Here is a 17,176-nt window from a genome sequence, read left to right as displayed (position 1 = left end):
ACGAAGTCCCCCCACGGCAGATCGAGGCGCTCGTGCAGTCGCTGGCTGTGCCGCAGGCGGAGGCCATCAGCATCGTGTGCACCAACTTCCCGGCGGCACCGCTGGTCGAGCGGCTCGAGGAGCGCACGCATCTGCCGATCTTCGACAGCACCATCCTCGGCGTGTGGAACGGGCTCGAGCTCGTCGGAGCGCAACGACCGGTCCACGGGTGGGGGCGCCTCATGGCCGGAGAGGCGATGCGTAGGAAACCCGCGGTATGATCGGCACCAAATAATTGGCCACGTGCCCGTCCGGGAGGTTCGACCGTGTACAGGATCGCGATCGGCGAGATCAGCCACGAGACGAACACGTTCTGTCCGCCGACGACGCTGGAGATGTTCCGGCAGCGCGTCTGGTGCCGCGGCGACGAGATTCTTACGCAGTTCCGGGGCACGCGCACTTACCTGGGAGGAATGATCGAGGCCGGGGAGCGCCTCGGAATCGAGCTCGTCCCGACCTTCGCCGCCAGCACCGAACCCTGGGGCACAATCACTCGGGAGGCGTACGACGCGATGGCGCGCGAACTCCTCGGGGGGCTGCGGGCCGCGATGCCGCTCGACGCCATCTGCCTGGGCTTGCACGGCGCGGGCGTGGCCGAAGGCATCGACGACCTTGAGAGCGCTGTGCTCGAAGCCGTGCGCGACGTCGTCGGTGCGCGGCTCCCGATCGCCGCCACGCTCGATCTCCACGGCAACATCACCCCTCGGACGGCCGAGCTGGCAACGGGGTTGTTTGGTGTGCACGAGTACCCCCACGTGGACGCCTATGAGCGAGGGCAGGAGGCGATGGCGTTTCTCCTCAGGGTGTTGCGGGGCGAGATCCAACCGGAGATGACCGTCGAGGTCGTGCCGCTCCTGATCCCCGCCTCCCCGTCTCGCCTGGAACCTGCGAGCACCATCAATGCCTTCTGCCATCGGTGGGAGCGCGAGCCCGGCATGATCGACTGCGCGTTCATGCACGGGTTCTCCCAAACCGATATTCCGGAGATGGGCGCCACGGTCATCGCCCTCGCGGAGCGCGACCGATCGCTTGCCCAGCGAGCCGCCCGGGCCGTCGCGCAAGAGATCTGGGTCCGGCGCGAGACCTTTCAGAAGAAATTTCCGGCGCCCGCAGAGGCGGTGGTGGAGGCGCGCCGACTGGCCGAGTCGGGCGGGCCGGTGGTCATCAACGAGATCAGCGACAACCCCGGGGGCGGCGCGCCGGGGGATGGCACGCACCTGCTTCGGGCGATGCTCGACGCCGGATTGACCGACAGCGCGTTCGGGACGCTCTACGATCCCGGGGCGGCTGAGGCGGCCCACGCCGCCGGCGTCGGCGCCACGATCCGGGTGCGCCTCGGCGGCCATTTCGACCGGCTGCACGGCGATCCTCTCGACGTCAACGTCTACGTGAAGTGTCTCACGGACGGGAAGTTCCGATTGTCCACCCCTATGGGGCGGGGACAGGCGGTCGACCTCGGCAAGATGGCGCGATTGGTCTGCCGCGGCGTCGACATCGTGGTTGCGAGTGGTCGCACACAGGTGCTCGATCCGCAGCCATTTGCGTTGCACGGCATCAACGTGTCGGGATGCCGCGTCGTGGGGCTCAAGTCGAGTGCGCACTTCCGCGCGGGGTTCGACGGCATCGCGACGCACATCGTGAGCACCGATCCGCCCGGGCTCAGCACGTCCAACCTCTCGAGTTTTCCCTACAGACGTGTCCGGCGGCCGATCTATCCGCTGGACCAGGACACGAAGTATTGACTCCCCGGATCGAGCCCGCTTCGACCGCACGCTCGAGCGGGCATGACGCGCCGCCTCATCGCGGAACCCTCCTTCTCGTCTGGCCAAATCAACCCTGGGGCACAAGTTGGGCGGACCGAAAATTCGGGGTGATTCTCGTCGGCTGGAGTATGTCGGCCAAACTGGGAGACCTGCCATGGGCAGCACGTCTTGGGCTCGTCGTGGAGTGAGCGCAGCGTTCTCGATCGCATTCGCGCTGAGCGTGAGTGTCTACGCCGGCCCTGCCGCTCGCGCGTTTACCTGCCAAGATGCCATCTATAACAGCGGGATCGCATACACTGGTGCGTCGGTGGTGATCGTCGCCTCGCCCATGCGTTCCGACGGCGGCGACCTCTTCTACTGGTGGCAGAGAGTCGGCACTGGAACCTGGCACAAGGAGCTGGTCGCATCAGGCAACGATTGTCCTAACAGTGCGAGCGGGTGGACACCTGTGACGCCGACCGGTTATCAATCAAACGCGATCGCATGGACGGGTGATTCAGTCGTCATTGCCGCCAGGGACCAAAGGAACGGCGGCATCTACTACTGGTGGCAGCCGAAGGGCGGCACCACCTGGAACCAACAGACGGTGGCCACGGGTCCCTCTGGCTGCTGTTCCTTCGGCGGCGGGACGCCGCCCTTCACTTACCTCGTAGGCTACTCCGTGCCGAGTATCGCGTGGACCGGCAGATCCGTCGTCATCGCCGCGATCGACAAGAACGGGCTGCACTACTGGTTTCAGGAGAAAGGCCGCACGACTTGGTACGAACAGCTGGTCTCGCCCCAAGATGGGAGCACCCACCCGACCCAGCCATCGATCGCTTGGACTGGAACGTCAGTCATCATCGCCGACGCATGCAACGTGGGTCTCTGCTACTACTGGCAGCAGGCCGGGACAGCGACCTGGCACCGCCAGGTCGTGGACAAAGGCGCGTCCGAACCTTCGATCGCCTGGACGGGCAGCGCGGTCGTCATCGCCGGAATTCAGGGCCCCGGCAACCTCGTCTACTGGTGGCAAGCCGTGGGGACCGCAGCGTGGCACAAACAGCAGGTGAACGCCAACGGTGCCCGGGAATTCAGTACCCCATCGGTCGCGTGGGCCCACGGCAACCCGGTCATCGTTGCTGCGGACAATACCCTTAACAATCCATACGATCCAACGTACTTGGACTACTGGTGGCAGTCGGGCAGTAACACTGGTTCGTGGAATCTACAGCACCCGGACGGAGGAAGCGGCAACTACAGTGGGTGGACCGATCCGCGCTCGATCGCGTTGGCCGGCGGCTCGGTCGTCATCACCACCACCGACGCGTGCGGTGACGTCGACTATTGGTGGCAACAGGTTGGCAGTCCGCAATGGCACGAACAAAGGGTCTCCACCAATACCGGGTGGGCACCTGGCACTCCTGGTTGTGGGTGAGCAGCGACGGCACCGAGCGAGTGCGTCCCCTGAGTCAAATGGTAGACTCACTGGCCAACCGCGGGCCCGAGTTCCTGGGAATCGGACGGCCTACCGGGAAGCCCTGTCATCGCTAACCTCCGAATCGCTCGAATCGGTACGCCAGCTCCGGGCCCCCTTTCCCCTCGTACGCGAGTTGTGCGACGAGGAGCGCAAATGGCTCGGTGTACCGGGCAATCCGTAGGGGGCCAGCGTCCACCGGATCGAAACCCACGTCGCGGATTAGCGCAGCGGCCGTTCGTTTGCCGCGCGCGTCATCACCGCAGTACACTAGGCTCGGTTGCGTGCTCTTGCCTCGGGCCTCGAACACGCTGAAGAGCACCTCACTCGGCACGGTACCGAAGGCGGCGACGACTCGAGCTTTTGGAACTCTCTCTGCGAGCTCCTCCGCACCTGAGGACGTGTGCGCGACGACGAGTTTTGTATTTCCTGCATTCATTGGGAGCGAGCAGCTTACGATGGCCTTGCCCGACAAGTCGCCTGCCTGTCTTAACACGTCGGGCACTCGGGACCAGTGCACGGCAAGCAAAACGGCGTCCGCTTCCTGTACGGCGTCACCCGGCGTGCCCGCCCGCGCGTTCCGCCCGGCTTCCCGTACGAGTCCCTCCAGCTTCTTGCGAGTACGCGCGTAGCTGAAGACTACGTCATGCCCGGCACGCGCGAAGAGCGTCCCGAGCTTGCCCCCCATGAGCCCCGAGCCGAGAATTCCAACTCGCATGCTGCTCCTCCTCATCGCGGTGCGCGCGAGCCACGTGGGCGAAGACGCGCTGTTCGAAACGCGCCGCCCTCAGCGGCGCATGGTCTCTCTTGGTGCGGTAGAGCGCTGCCGTCTCATGGACGGGGGTACGACTCAGGGAATCAGCGTGTCGTGACCTCCACCAACATACGGAACCTCTCCACGTCCTGCGCAGATACGTCTGGCCTGTTGCGATAGTCTAGGGCTTACTGTGGTCGGTCGTGAGGGACTCGAACCCCCGGCGCCTAGGCTAAAATCCCCCGTTCTCACCCTCGTCTCGCTAGAGCTTTGTCTCGCTAGCGTTTGCCGACGGTGACGGCCGGGTTCGCGTAGCCGCACTCCTTTCCTCCCATATACGCTAGGGCGCGCTTTCCTCCAGATGGTGCGGAGATCCTTTAGGGTGGGCGAGAAGAATCGCTTCCTGACCGCCTCCCACCAACTGACAAAAGGTTCCACATGGCAGCAGTAGCAACCGTGGCACCGAAGCCGGAGGGCGGATCAAGGCGCGAAGAGCGACGCTCCATAGCGCAGCACTGACTGCATTGCCGCTGGAAACACGTCAGGTTCGTAGATCTCGACATAGTTCACATGCCGACCGGCACTGTTTCGCTCCATCGCTAAGTCGATGGACCTTCTCAAAGCCAGAGGGGGATTACCCGGAGCACCCATCTTGCGGCTTCCGATGGCGCCTTCCATACCACCACCCATCTGAAACCCGGTGATGATGCGTCCGTTATAACCAATGATGAATTCATCGTAGGCTTGCGAGTTGGAGCCGTGAGGATAGGGATCCGGACCCGCGTGGACAGCGTTCATCTCGAGCGCAAATCGCGGTCCCAGGAGAGTAATTGCCTCGTTCACAATCTCTTGCCTGGCACGCGAAGCTCCGATGCGATCGATCTTACCCTGGTCGTTGATATCAAGAATATCGACCTCACGTCCTACCGATAGGGAAACGTACTGATTGGGAAAATCGGCGGCGAAAACCCGAAAGGTCTGCCGCCACGCCGCTACGTACTTGGACGGCGTATACCCCTGAGTCTGAAATTTCCTGAGATCCTGCGGTGACCTTGGCAACGTGGTTTCGTCAAAGACCGATGTTGGCCCGTCAGCTGCCATCACTCGAAAAGCAGGCGATGCTCCGTATCTGTCGTTCAATAGTTTCAGGAATGCGAACCAGCGGTTAAGGTAGACGCGATCCCAGGGCATCGGAAGGGTCATCACGGTGCCTGCGCCGGGCCCATATTGAATGGGAAACCGGTCGGTCCGTACGCCGTCCAGGGCCCAGGCGGGCGAAAAGAAGCCGGGGAAGACGAAGAGTTGTACCCATTTGTGCGATGAGTCAGCAGCAGCGAACAGTGCATCCAGCTTCGACCAATCCGGCTTTCCTGCGACCGGCTCGACGTCGCTCCAGTGGATCTGCAAGGCGACGCCGCTAATGTAGGGATTACTTAAAGCCCGTAGATCTAGCGAAGCATCTGGCACGTCCTTTATGACTGCAACGAGTCCGTTCGGTGCCGGGCCGTAGGACGTCAGCGTATGTTGCACGGTTACAGCAGCCGGTTTGCTCGGTGACGCGGCCATCGCAGCGCCGGAGAGCAGAAGCGTAAACGCGAGAAGCGACGCAAGAAACCTGGTTATGAGCCATACCTCCATCATCAGGTTCTGCGCGGTCAACGCGACGACATCTTCCCGGCCCATAGCGCCTCGATTCGAGCTCGTTGGGCGAGAGGCACCAAATCCACTAGAATGAAGTGGTGAGTGCAAGTCCGCTGCGAAGTTCCTAGGTGACACATGATATAGTGCCCAGCGCCTCTCTTCGCCAGCGCGGCAGTTGCATCCCACTTACGACTCTCCTCGGACGATACTTCTCACTACTCCAGCGCCACTTGGCGAACCCCTCGCGGCCGATCCTGCATCCGCCACATTCCCCTGCCCCTCAAGAACGGCCGGGCACGCGCCACCGCACGGCGTGTCCCGGTGCCCCGCGGATCCGGCCGCACTGGTACTGGAGCACTATCGCGTGCTTGCCGCAGCCTACCAGGACGCAGGATATCCATCGCAGAAGAATGGCGCCGGGTTGCTCACAACGAATGTGGCGGTTCTTGATCGACGTTCACCTTGGCGCGGCGTCGCGTCCGAGTGGAGGTCATCTTTGCGCATCACAACTCCCATTTAGGAGCGCGAAATAGTACTCATGACGATATCTCTCTCGACTCGCCTTGATTCCTGTCTCAAAGCCCTGCCGCGCACGTACTCAGGGCCGGGCGGTGCGTGTGCCGTTCTGTGCGCGGGTGAGGTGCTGGCCCGCCACACGTGGGGCTGGGCGAATGCCGAACGGCGCATCTCCTTCACGCCCCGCACACTATTCCGCATGTGTTCCATTACCAAGCAGTTCACCTGTGCGCTGCTGCTTGATGTGTTCCCCGATCCGTCCGTGCTGGATGGTGACGTACGCGCCCGCCTGCCGCTGCTGGAGGAGCCGGCACCGAGCGCACTGCACCTATGCCACAATCAGTCAGGCCTGCGTGACTACTGGGCGCTAGCCATGCTACACGGTGCGCCCCCAGAGGCGCCGTTCGGCGACACCGAAGCCACCCGCGTGATCGTCGGCGCGCGGACGCTGCACTTTGCCCCGGGCACCCGTTACTCCTACGCCAACCAGAACTTCCGCATCCTGTCTGACATCCTCGAAGAACACACCGGCCGCAGCTTTGCAGAGCTGCTGCGTAGCCGCATCTTCGAGCGCGCCGGCATGAACAGTGCGTTGCTTCTTGCCGACACCCGCGCCACACCGGATGGGACGGAGGGCTACGAGGGCACGCCGGCGACTGGTTTCCGTGCTGCGGAGAACCGTATCTTCTGGAGCGGCGATGCCGGTCTTGGCGCTTGCCTCGACGACATGATCGCCTGGGAGCGCCACGTAGACGCCACCCGCGACGACGCACAGGCGCTGTACAATCGGCTCTCCGTCCCGGTCAGCTTCGCCGACGGCACTTCCGCCGCCTACGGGTTTGGCCTGAATCGAGCAATCGAGCTGGGTCGCCCGGTCACGGGCCACGGCGGCGCGTTGCGCGGCTGGCGGAGCCATCGCTTGTACGTACCTTCGGAGCGCGTCTCGGTCGTAGTCATGTTCAATCACCTCGCGGACGCGTATGAAGCCGCGGTAGACCTGCTCGCCGCGGTGCTGGGCGAAGACCGGCGGCCTCCTGCCGTCACTGTTCCGATGCCGGACTGGCTCGGCGCCTACACCGAGCCTGAGACTGGGCTCGCAGTGCGCATCGACGCGGAGGCAAACGGGCGGGTGCGCCTGCGTTACGGGCAGTCTCCGGAACGGCTCGACCTGCAGGCTGACGGCACCGCCACGTGCGCGACGGCGCGGTTGCGGCCCGATAACAGTAGGCTCTGGATGGACCGCCCGCAAGAGAACCAGAGCTCGCGCCTGTGCCCGCGCTACGGTGCACCGACCACGGATGTCGCCGGCCGCTACCGCTGTGAGGAGCTAGATGCCGAGCTGATCGTGGCGGATGCTGGGAGCGTGCTCTATGGTGGATTCTCCGGCTTCCTGGGCCAGGGGCGCATGGAGATGCTTGACCTGGTCGGCCCGGATATCTGGGCACTCCCTTGTCCGCGTGCGCTGGATCACAGACCGCCCGGTGACTGGACGCTGGCCTTCCGGCGCAACGGGGCGGGACGGGTAACCAGTGTCGAGGTCGGCTGCTGGTTAGCCCGCCACTTGCCATACCTTCGCATTGGGTGACACGCGGTCTTCACCACCTTACGGTCCGTGGCAGCGCTGTGGGCCTGGTCTTCGGCTTGAACACGCGCCGCGCCACTCTTCGTTGGCTGACTAGGGCAAGTTGAGCGATGCCGTCCTAGGCGCGCTGCCAGCCACTCTTCACGTGGTCCGGGTGGTGTGCTTTGGCATCGCTCTTGCCTCGCTCCTTCGGGTGTCCTTCGTCGTTCGTCCCGCTCTCGATCCCGGGTGGTCGAGATAGATTCTAGCGCCGGTGTCGAACGGTGGGAGCGACAAGTGTGACGGGATTCCGATGCACTCGCTGATCACGGCCCCGGCTCAGAAGGTCATCCTGGCCAAGAAGGAACGCGAGAAACACCGGTGCTGCCGCGTCTCGAACAAGTGGCTCCGCCAAACCCTGAGTTGCCTGGAGAACCCGACTAGGAAGGCGAGACGTGCGCTTCGGTCAGGGTCGACGTGGAGTCTCGCCGCCCCCACCATTCAGCAACGAGGTGCTCTCGCGCCGACGCAGCGTTATCGAATACTGAGAGTACCGTCTCAAGCGACAAGACGCTAAATGTGCGTCGGACCAGTGGCTCGGCGACCACGGCAAATGGCATCCCTTGAGCCCGGCAGTGTTGGTACGTCTGCATCAGAAGTTCGAGCCCGGCGCTATCAATGTAGCGAACCTTGGCCAGGTCCAGGAGTAGCGGGACCTCACGAGCAGAGAGGTGGTCGAGTAGGTCTTTCAAGAGGTGGACGTTGGTAAGATCGACCTCACCATAGGCGACAACGACGCTCATCTCACGGAGCTTGTGGACCTTCGTAGCCAGATCGTCGGGAACCCATCCCCCCGCCTGCACGGGCGTCATAGATACCCTCCTCTGGTCGCTCTGGTCAGGTTTGACTGGTCAAGGCTAGTCACAAGAGACTACGCCTGATGTACCCGCCTGGTTCGAGGCGCAAACACTTGCGAACACCTGTTCGGAATAACATACTGCCTGTAAAGCCCGAATCGGGCGGCACGCCGTGGCCGTCCACGAGAAGACCTCGCACGTCTCGACCCTATCTGCGTCTCACGCGACCGCGCTTCAGGACTCCGCGGTCGTGTTCTCCCAGTTCTTCTTCGATGCCATCACCGACCTGAAGCAAGGCGTGCCCTTCGAGGACACCTGGCTAACAGCGTATCTCCCCTCGCGATACCGCACATGCTATGACGAGACGTTCGGACGCCAGTTCCTCACTTGCCTGCTCACGGTCGGCGTCCGCGTGTGGGGCGACGAGCCCTACCGGCCAGCGTGTGTGGCCGAGCAGCTCGCGTTTCGGGCGCTGCTCGATTTCGCGCAAGCAACGCTCGAAGAGCGCGGTATCAAGCCTGACTTCGGGCCGACGTGGGAGCGGGCGTTCGACGATCTCGGCGCCTCTGCGCTGTTCGACGAGTCGCACGCCGTCGCGCCGCGGCTGGAATCCGGCGAGTGGTTCCGGCCCATCGAAGACGCGCAGATGCATCCGTCGATCCGGTTCCAGGATCGCGTGCCGACGCGGATCTCGTAAGTGTGCGGCCGCCTCGGTATCCACTTGATCCCTGGGCTCGTTGCACAGTTCTTCCGTGCCGGTTATGAGCCGGATCCGGGGATCGAACCGGCGTGGAACCTCGCGCCCAGCCAGAGCACGATGGTCGTCCTCCGTGAACCCGAGACAGGGGTGCGACGCTTGGAGTTGCTCCAATGGGGCTTCCTCCCGCGGTGGGCCAAGGATCCAATGCACACCCGGCGGCCAATCAATGCCCGCGGTGAGGCCGTAGCCGCCTCGGGGATGTTCCGAGACGCCTTCGCCAAGCGTCGCTGTCTTGTCCCTGCCGACAACTTCTACGAGTGGCAAACCGCCCCCGGCCAGAAGCAAACACAGCCCTATGCCATTGCCCGGGCAGACGGGAACCCGCTGGCCCTCGCCGGGCTGTGGGAGGCGTGGCACGATCCTGACAGGGACATCGACCTCCGCACCTTCGCGATCGTGACGACGGAAGCCAATGGAGCGATGTCCCGGATTCACAATCGCATGCCGGTAGCCCTCGAAGAGGCGGACTGGCCGGTGTGGCTGGGTGAAGAGGACGGCGACGCGAGAGACCTCCTACATCCCGCACGGGAGGGTGTTCTCCGAATGTGGCTTGTCAGCCGAAGGGTGAACAAGCCCGCGAACAACGATCCTGACCTCTTGGAGTCGTCGGACCACGCATGCCTGCTGGCCCTACGATGAACAAGGCGACGCCCCGGGCTTATCAATGCCGAGTCTCGCAAGCGCCCGTCGCCCGCGCAATTCAGTCGACGATGACGATGTTGCGAACTACTGCTCCTCGCGGAATTCAGCCTCGATCCGCCGATCCGGGACAAGCCAGATCAGGGCAACCGCCACGTACACCGCATCCGCAATCCACGACGCGACGAACGCAAACGGAATTGCGCATGCGTATAGGACGAGGGAAAGCTTGCCTTTGACGTCGGACCCGACCGCGTGCTGCAGCCGCGACACCTGTCCCTGCACGCGAATGATCGTCATCTGCAAAATCCAATAGGCAAACCCAGCGAGCAACAATACCGTCCCGTAGGCTGCTGTCGGCAGCGCGTCGGCCCAATACACACCCATCCAGCTCGTCATGAACGGGATCAGGGAGAGCCAGAACAACAAATGTAGGTTTGCCCACAACACCGTGCCGTTGATACGCTCAGTGGCGTGCAGCATGTGGTGGTGGTTATTCCAATAGATACCGAGCATGACGAAGCTGAGAACGTAGAATCCCAACGTCGGCATTGCCGCCCGGAGCGCGTGGAGATCCGTGCCGGCGGGCACTTTGAGTTCCAGCACCATGATCGTAATGAGAATGGCAATGACACCGTCGCTGAAGGCTTCGAGCCGTCCCCTGCTCACGGATCAATCACGGCGTGTGCGGTGCGTCATCGTGGTGGGCTTGTTGGCGGGGTGGTCTCGCGATTCCTCCGCGACGCCCGCGTTGGAACCGGCATCCACGTCGCTGCCCAGCAGATGACCGCGCTCGGACCGGGCGCCGACGTCACCTATGGATGGGACCTGAGTGTCCGGGGCAAGCGGTACTGCCTGTCCCCTGACGACGTGCAAAACATCACGAATAACAAGTTGTTCCTGTACGTCTTTGGCGAGACACGCTACCACGACATTTTCAATCGGCCGCGCAAGACGACCGGGCGTTTGCCAATCCGGAGCCCAGCGTCCCTGGCGCGAAAGTGCGGTACTCCAACGTGTGGAACCACGTCACTTAGCCGGACCCCGACCGCCTGTGCATTCCGTTACCTCTCGGAGGAAACGTTTCCCATACGCAACGCCTACTCAGCAACCTTCGGAAACCTTCCCGAGCGTTGTTCATCCAGCCACAGACTGACGCACGTTTCGTGGAAGGGGCCAATCGTTTCATTTGGTCCACCGGGTTCGCTGGTTTGGCGCGAGCGCTCCCCCTGGCCCGTGACGACATAGCGCCGGGATGGTTGCTCGATAACCCGCCCGCATCTAATGCAGACCCAGGGACTGAGGCACGCGGGTTCCCCGCCTAGCGGCTCCGAAGCCTCGTTCTCGTTGTTGCTCACCGCTCTCCTACCTGCCCGTATTGTAGTGAAGGATTCGTGTAGCGCATCAGTCGGTTTTCTGGTTTAGCGCATACTCGATGGCCTGCTCCAGCGTCATCGCCCCGGGCTCCATAGGGGGACGTTCGGCAGGTCGGCTGGACCCTCCTGGACCAGGATAGGGCTGAGTGAGAAATGCGTGCTTGATGTATTGCGAACACAGGTTCTGTACGCGCCACCCACGGTCCAGAGCCTTACCTTCTTGTTGTTTCTCGTCGAGAAAACGATGCGAAAGGATCTCCTTCTGAGACAGCCGAGGTAGTTTGCGTGTTCCGTAGCACCCTGCTAGAGGCACCACGCTACCCTAGGACGAGGGAGGAGCCCTCGCCGGTTTGTGGGACGTACTCCCCTTTCTCGACAGGGCCCGGCTCACGGTGGAGGTGGTGATACCGAGTTGTCGCGCTCTCCGTCGATATTTGAGGGGTGGAGCCGAACTTGCGGCCGTGTTGTTCGAGCTGTGGCAGGTCCGGCACGTCGGGCTCCACGCCGAACTCGAGGAGCAACTGTGCTCGTGGGTGCCGGGCGAGGGGGGAGTCGCCCGACCGCCTGGACGCCCTCGTGTGGGCGGTGACGTCGCGATGGTCACGCCGGGCCGCGTGTCGTTGTCCGAGAAACTCGCGGCCATGACGCCGGCGGAGCGCGCGCCCTCGGGGATCAGGGCCGAGTCCGCTCCGGCAGCCGCTCGACTACTCTACCTGCCTCATGCGCGAGTGGTTTCCCGCGCGGTCCCCCGACTGTGGACGTCCTCGGTTCTCTGCCTCACGGCGTCCCCGTCGCCTCGTTTCAATTCGCGGAACACGAGCGTCGAGACGATGGTCATGCCGCCCAGCACAAAGAAGGCCCGGTGGATGCCGTGAATGAATCCCGGGACGCTCGAACTGTGGCGATCGGGAATGAAAAACGCGGTGACCAACGACGCCGACGCCACGCCGAAACTGATGGCCATCTGCTGCATCGTGCTGGCGATGGAGTTCGCGGCGCTTGCCTGCTCCTCGGTGACGTCGGCGTACACAAGCGTGTTCATGCTCGTATACTGCAGCGACGTGAAAAATCCATAGCAGAACATCTCCGCCGCAATCGACCACACCGGCGTGGCCGGTCCGTAGTGCGCAAACAGCATGATCTGCAAGCCGATGAGCAGAGTGTTCACGACCAGCACGGCGCGGTACCCTAGGCGGGCCAAGATCGTCGGCATCGTGACCTTCAGGCTCATGGCGGCGATCGTCTGCGGCAGCATCATCAAGCCGGATTGAACCGGTGTGAACCCCAGCCCCACTTGATACAAGAGCGGGAAGAGGAACGGGATGCCGGCGATGCCGAGGCGGGTCACGAAGCCGCCGACTGTTGCCGCGCGAAACGTGCGGATTCGAAACAGCGCGAGCCGCAGCAACGGATACGGCCTTCTCGTGGAATGAAATCCGTAGCCCGCCAGCAGCGCGGCGGAGAGGACCAGCAGCCCCAGAATCGCACCCGCGTTGAGCGTGTGCTCGCCGAATACTTCGAGCACGTATGAAAGCAGCGCCACCCCCGATCCGAACAAGATCAGCCCGACGATATCGAGAGGGTCGCTGCGCTCCGCGCGATAGTCCGGCAGATGCCGGTAGACAAGATACAGGCCGGTCAGGCCGATCGGAATATTGACGAAGAAAATCAGCCGCCAGTGAAGGTATCCTACGATGAAACCGCCGACGGTTGGTCCCAGCATGGGACCGATCAGACTGGGGATGGCGACGAAGCTCATGGCGCGGACGAGCTCCGATTTGGCGAACGTCCGCACAATCGTCAGCCGGCCAACGGGCACCATCATGGCTCCGCCGCAACCCTGCAGAATGCGGCTCGCTACGAGGACCTGGATGCTCCCCGATATGCCGCAGAGGAGGGATCCCAGCGTGAAGAGGCCGATCGCGGAGGCGAACACCCGGCGTGTTCCAAACCGGTCCGCCATCCAGCCGCTGATAGGAATGAAAACCGCCAAACTCAGGGTGTAGCTTGCGAGCACCGATTTCATGCTGAGCGGCGCAACATGAAGCGACGCCGCGATGGTCGGCACCGCCGTGCCTAGAATCGTCGTGTCGAGCGACTCCATGAAAAACGCCACCGCGACCAGCCACGGCAGCAGCAACTTGCTGGAAGCGGACAGCGAGGATGGCGTCTCGGGGGCTGCGATCGGACTAGACGGGCTCACATTCGTCGGGCTCGGCCGCATCGCTCCTCGATTTCGTCAAGACCGATGTGGTTCACCTCTCCCGCTATTCCGGTGGTAACGACAGGGGCGACGAGAGCGACTGCATTCTCGACATTCTCCGCGGTTTCTAGACGAGCACGTCAAATTCGATCTGTGCGAAAGTCGGCAGGCGGGGGCCGGAGTATTATTGTGACTCTTGGCCCCCAAACCTGTTTGCGAAGCATCCGGCGCCTTTTTGGCACTACAATAGCGGATAATTGCCACGAGGAAAGAATGGGAGAAGCGAGAACTTCCCGCGCAGACGATTGGGGTTCTTGTCGGGCCGCAGGCTCTTTAGTGATGCATGGCGCAGCCCGTTCTCGAGGCGCTGCCGATACTCCACCTCCACGACAGGCGTGCGCGTCACCCGGTGTGGTGGCAGATCGGTGCGCAAGCGTCCCCAGTGATCGCGAAGTGTCGGTGTCGGAACAAACGGACAGCCCCGCTTGCCGGTGGCCCGTAACTCCTCGAGGATGACGCGTCGTGTCTCGGTGGGTAGCCCACGTCCCACGAGGCGGCACAGGCGAGCTTGCCCTTGCGATCGTACTGGCGCAGGATCAGTGTGCTCAGCCGGCTCGGGGCAGACGAGAGATAACCACCGATCACGAACTCCTCACGGCGACGAAACGGGATCTCTACCCAATCGGGCGTGTTTCCCTGGCCGGTACTCGCTGGAGAGCTTCTTGGCGACGACACCCTCAAATCCCAGACGCCGGTACTCGCGACAGACGAACATGCCCGTGGCGTGCGCCGGTATTCGGGTCTGAGCCAGGGCGTGGCTGGGCACGACAAACATACCAGCCCCCGCGGGCGGGCGTCTCCAACCTTGTTCGAGCTGACATCGTTGCGAAGGGGGCCGGCGAGTTGGTGCCGAGTTCGGCATCGGGGAATAGTGGGCGGGGCGAGTTTGTGGCTCTCGGGAAGATCCCCGAAGCGGCGGACGAAGATCTCCGACAGCAAGTCGTGCGCCTTGAGGCGCTAATCGCGTTGAGCCAGGAGCTTCGGTCTGCGAATTTGGTAGAGCTATACCCGATCGCGCCAAGGTACGCTAGGGATCTTCTGCACGCCGACTTCAGTGCGCTGACTTTGGCAGACGCAAAGCGCGAAACGCTCACCCGCGTCGCCGCTTCGGGCCATCTTGAAGAAGCTGCGGATGCGTCGCTCTCGCTCGCCGACAGTTTACCGGGATGGGTAGTTCGGACGGGCGTCATGTATCTGACAGAGGATGTTTTTCGAGAGCCGATCCCCATCAACATGTCCATCGGACTATACCGCGGATTCGGTCCTCTCGCGATCGTTCCCGTGCGATCCGAACAACAAGCGATAGGGGCGCTCACACTGGCTCGGAGGAAAACATCCGACCAAGTTTCATTTACAGACGCTGACTTACGGCTGTTGAAGGGGATTGCGGAGATGACTGGCACGGCTATCCGCCGCGCGTCATTGTACCAGGACCTTCAGCAAGCCTTCACACAGATGGTTTTGGCGATGGCCCAGGCGATCGAGTCTCGCGACTCTACAACTGGCGCCCACAGCGCCCGTCTCGCCACGCTCGCCACGGCGACGGCACACGACCTGGGTTGCCGCGATGACGAGATCGAGGAACTCCGCTGGGGAGCTCGCCTCCACGATATTGGAAAGATCGGCGTCCCGGACTACATCCTGCAAAAACCGGGGCCTCTTACCGACGAAGAGTGGGCAATCATGCGCAAGCATCCGGAGATTGGTGAAGAGATCCTTCGTCCGGTAGATCGAATGCGAACAGTTGCGCGGCTAGTGCGCCACCATCAGGAACGTTGGGACGGCACCGGCTATCCTGACGGACTGCGAGGAGAGGTAATCCCGTTGGGGGCCCGTATCCTGGCGGTCGTCGACGCCTACAGTGCGATCACCGACAATCGAGCGTATTCTGAAGGGCGCAGCGCCGAGCACGCCATCGCGGAGCTCCGCAGATGCGCCGGAACGCAATTCGATCCTCGAGTCGTCGATGTCTTTTGCCGCATCCTGAGAGAGGGGCCCATCAGCATCACGGAAGACAACCGAGTCGATCGGACTCCGGGGATTCAAGCGATGTCGTCGTCTGGAAAAGCCATCGTAAGGTCGCTGGCGCATGCCCGGAGGGCCAGCCGCACTGTCCCAGCGATGGTGGATGTGGTGAAACATTTGATGCGTCCTCCGGACCTCGCGACGGTCTTGGATGAGATCCTAGGTCAGATCCAGCGGATCTTTGACTATCCGATCTGCGCTGTATTCCTTGTCGATGAAAAGTCTCGCAGACTCTGCTTCAAGACGCACCGCGGGTTCGACGCTGAAAGGGTAGCCGCATTACGCGCGGGAGCAGGCGAGTTCGGGCTCCTGGCGTCTGTCGCGAAGCACGGACGTCCGTACTTCGCACCTGACGTGACGCGTGACCCACTGTACATCGCGAATGCGAGCGGAGTGCGGTCTATGGTTACGTATCCACTTGTGGCCGACGACCGCGTCATCGGGGTACTGGACGTCGAGAGTCCGATCGTTAATGCGTTCCCACTGGAGACGCGGGAGATGCTGGAGGCGTTCGCGGCACTCGCAGCGCTTGCAATTCAGCGGGCGGTTCGGGACGAGGCGTTGAGTCAACTTGCCTTGACTGACGGGCTTACCGGGCTCGCGAACCATCGCGCTCTATTCCAGGCGTTGGAGCGCGAAATCGCCCGGACCCGCCGGACTGGCGACCCCCTCACGCTAATCCTGATTGAGGTTGATAAGTTCAAGCAGATCAATGACCGACTTGGCCACCTGGCCGGCGATGCGATCGTGCAATCGGTTGCGGACATCCTGCGGGCGAACAGCCGCGAGATGGATCTTGCCTCACGGTTCGGAGGGGACGAGTTCGTGTTGCTCCTTCCAAACACTACGAAAACAGCAGCCGTCCAGATCGCTGAGCGGGTGAGACAACGTATTGAGGAGATCCCTGTGGCGGGGTCGCGACCGTTGCGGGTGACCGCAAGCGTCGGGCTAGCGGCGGCACCAGACGATGGTGGGACAGCGAGCGCGCTGGTACAGGCCGCCGATCAAGCGATGTACGAGGCAAAGCGGAGCGGAGGGAATAGGATTAACGTTGCGTAGTATGAGCCCCGGATGGCTGCACACCGTGATCTGTTTAGCCGAGCGTGGCGGGCGTGTTCAGGCAACTCGCGAATGTTTATTACGTTAGCCCCTCCAAGACGACGGCCCTCGGTGTTCTCTCTTGATCTAGTCGCGGAACGCGAAAAAGCATTCGTCACGTCTACGAGCTTGATTCGCCCTCGGCCAGTGGCGTTTCTCGGGAACCCATGGTTCGATTAGTTAGCGGGTATTGGCCTCGCGGTCGGGCCAGGTGTCGTCGCGGGCGGCGTCTGCATCACTGGTACCGTTACGGACGACGACTGCGGAACGGATGTTGCCGGTTGCAAACGGCCGACGTGATAGCCAATCATCAGTACGAGGCCGCCAAGAACTACGGCGCCGATCGCCCACATCCACCACCGAATGCCTGCCACCATCAACCCCCACCCTTCATTCTTGTTTGCGGATCCCGGTAGCCTCGCGATCAT

12 protein-coding genes are annotated in these 17,176 nt (G+C 62.7%); 7 read left to right on the top strand and 5 right to left on the bottom strand.

Annotation, left to right across the window (positions count from 1 at the left end; all coding sequences use genetic code 11):
• The 3 genes from VKZ50_07210 to VKZ50_07200 form a co-directional block, all read left to right on the top strand.
• Window positions 1-260, top strand: a 260-nt coding sequence (locus VKZ50_07210) for an Asp/Glu/hydantoin racemase (GenBank protein ID HLJ59503.1), incomplete at its 5' end; no start/stop codon positions are given.
• A gap of 45 nt (window positions 261-305) precedes the next feature.
• Window positions 306-1,781 carry a M81 family metallopeptidase gene (locus VKZ50_07205; protein ID HLJ59502.1) on the top strand — a complete coding sequence of 492 codons (1,476 nt, stop codon included), beginning with the start codon at window positions 306-308 and terminating at the stop codon, window positions 1,779-1,781.
• Window positions 1,782-1,956: 175 nt separating this feature from the next.
• Window positions 1,957-3,219 (top strand): hypothetical protein, encoded by a 1,263-nt coding sequence (locus VKZ50_07200; protein HLJ59501.1) that lies wholly within the window; start codon window positions 1,957-1,959, stop codon window positions 3,217-3,219.
• A gap of 112 nt (window positions 3,220-3,331) precedes the next feature.
• On the opposite strand, the gene VKZ50_07195 is transcribed toward VKZ50_07200, so the two are convergent.
• Together VKZ50_07195 and VKZ50_07190 are read right to left on the bottom strand one after the other, a co-directional pair.
• Window positions 3,332-3,991, bottom strand: coding sequence for an NADPH-dependent F420 reductase (locus VKZ50_07195; protein HLJ59500.1), 660 nt, complete (start codon window positions 3,989-3,991; stop codon window positions 3,332-3,334).
• A gap of 501 nt (window positions 3,992-4,492) precedes the next feature.
• A complete protein-coding gene (locus tag VKZ50_07190) occupies window positions 4,493-5,695 on the bottom strand; it encodes a hypothetical protein (protein ID HLJ59499.1) in 1,203 nt (400 codons plus the stop codon).
• A gap of 496 nt (window positions 5,696-6,191) precedes the next feature.
• On the opposite strand from VKZ50_07190, the gene VKZ50_07185 reads away from it, so the two are divergent.
• Window positions 6,192-7,754, top strand: a complete 1,563-nt coding sequence (locus VKZ50_07185) for a D-aminopeptidase (protein HLJ59498.1) — start codon at window positions 6,192-6,194, stop codon at window positions 7,752-7,754.
• A gap of 416 nt (window positions 7,755-8,170) precedes the next feature.
• Here VKZ50_07185 and VKZ50_07180 read toward each other — a convergent pair whose 3' ends face one another.
• Window positions 8,171-8,602, bottom strand: coding sequence for an STAS domain-containing protein (locus tag VKZ50_07180; protein HLJ59497.1), 432 nt, complete (start codon window positions 8,600-8,602; stop codon window positions 8,171-8,173).
• 157 nt (window positions 8,603-8,759) lie between these two features.
• On the opposite strand from VKZ50_07180, the gene VKZ50_07175 reads away from it, so the two are divergent.
• Together VKZ50_07175 and VKZ50_07170 are read left to right on the top strand one after the other, a co-directional pair.
• Window positions 8,760-9,284, top strand: a complete 525-nt coding sequence (locus VKZ50_07175) for a hypothetical protein (GenBank protein HLJ59496.1) — start codon at window positions 8,760-8,762, stop codon at window positions 9,282-9,284.
• The gene (locus tag VKZ50_07170; GenBank protein HLJ59495.1) at window positions 9,285-9,986 is read left to right on the top strand and encodes an SOS response-associated peptidase; all 702 of its coding nucleotides are present in this window, start codon (window positions 9,285-9,287) and stop codon (window positions 9,984-9,986) included.
• 87 nt (window positions 9,987-10,073) lie between these two features.
• Here the strand turns inward: VKZ50_07170 and VKZ50_07165 are convergent, their stop codons facing one another.
• Both VKZ50_07165 and VKZ50_07160 read right to left on the bottom strand, forming a co-directional pair.
• Complete coding sequence (locus VKZ50_07165; GenBank protein ID HLJ59494.1) at window positions 10,074-10,655, bottom strand: TMEM175 family protein; 582 nt, start codon at window positions 10,653-10,655, stop codon at window positions 10,074-10,076.
• Between the two features lie 1,425 nt (window positions 10,656-12,080).
• Window positions 12,081-13,586 carry a DHA2 family efflux MFS transporter permease subunit gene (locus VKZ50_07160; protein HLJ59493.1) on the bottom strand — a complete coding sequence of 502 codons (1,506 nt, stop codon included), beginning with the start codon at window positions 13,584-13,586 and terminating at the stop codon, window positions 12,081-12,083.
• A gap of 927 nt (window positions 13,587-14,513) precedes the next feature.
• Here VKZ50_07160 and VKZ50_07155 point away from each other — a divergent pair.
• Window positions 14,514-16,709 (top strand): diguanylate cyclase, encoded by a 2,196-nt coding sequence (locus VKZ50_07155; GenBank protein ID HLJ59492.1) that lies wholly within the window; start codon window positions 14,514-14,516, stop codon window positions 16,707-16,709.
• The last annotated feature ends 467 nt before the right edge of the window (window positions 16,710-17,176 follow it).

Source organism: bacterium (assembly GCA_035295165.1).
Classification (GTDB): Bacteria; Sysuimicrobiota; Sysuimicrobiia; order Sysuimicrobiales; family Segetimicrobiaceae; genus JAJPIA01.
The sequence above is the reverse complement of the archived record's forward strand: the minus strand, read 5'-3'. Positions and strand labels throughout refer to the sequence as shown.

Coding starts and splice junctions, on each gene's coding strand:
- VKZ50_07200 (HLJ59501.1), top strand. CDS start 1,957: ATGGGCAGCACGTCTTGGGCTCGTCGTGGAGTGAGCGCAGCGTTCTCG.
- VKZ50_07195 (HLJ59500.1), bottom strand. CDS start 3,991: ATGAGGAGGAGCAGCATGCGAGTTGGAATTCTCGGCTCGGGGCTCATG.
- VKZ50_07190 (HLJ59499.1), bottom strand. CDS start 5,695: ATGGGCCGGGAAGATGTCGTCGCGTTGACCGCGCAGAACCTGATGATG.
- VKZ50_07185 (HLJ59498.1), top strand. CDS start 6,192: ATGACGATATCTCTCTCGACTCGCCTTGATTCCTGTCTCAAAGCCCTG.
- VKZ50_07180 (HLJ59497.1), bottom strand. CDS start 8,602: ATGACGCCCGTGCAGGCGGGGGGATGGGTTCCCGACGATCTGGCTACG.
- VKZ50_07160 (HLJ59493.1), bottom strand. CDS start 13,586: ATGCGGCCGAGCCCGACGAATGTGAGCCCGTCTAGTCCGATCGCAGCC.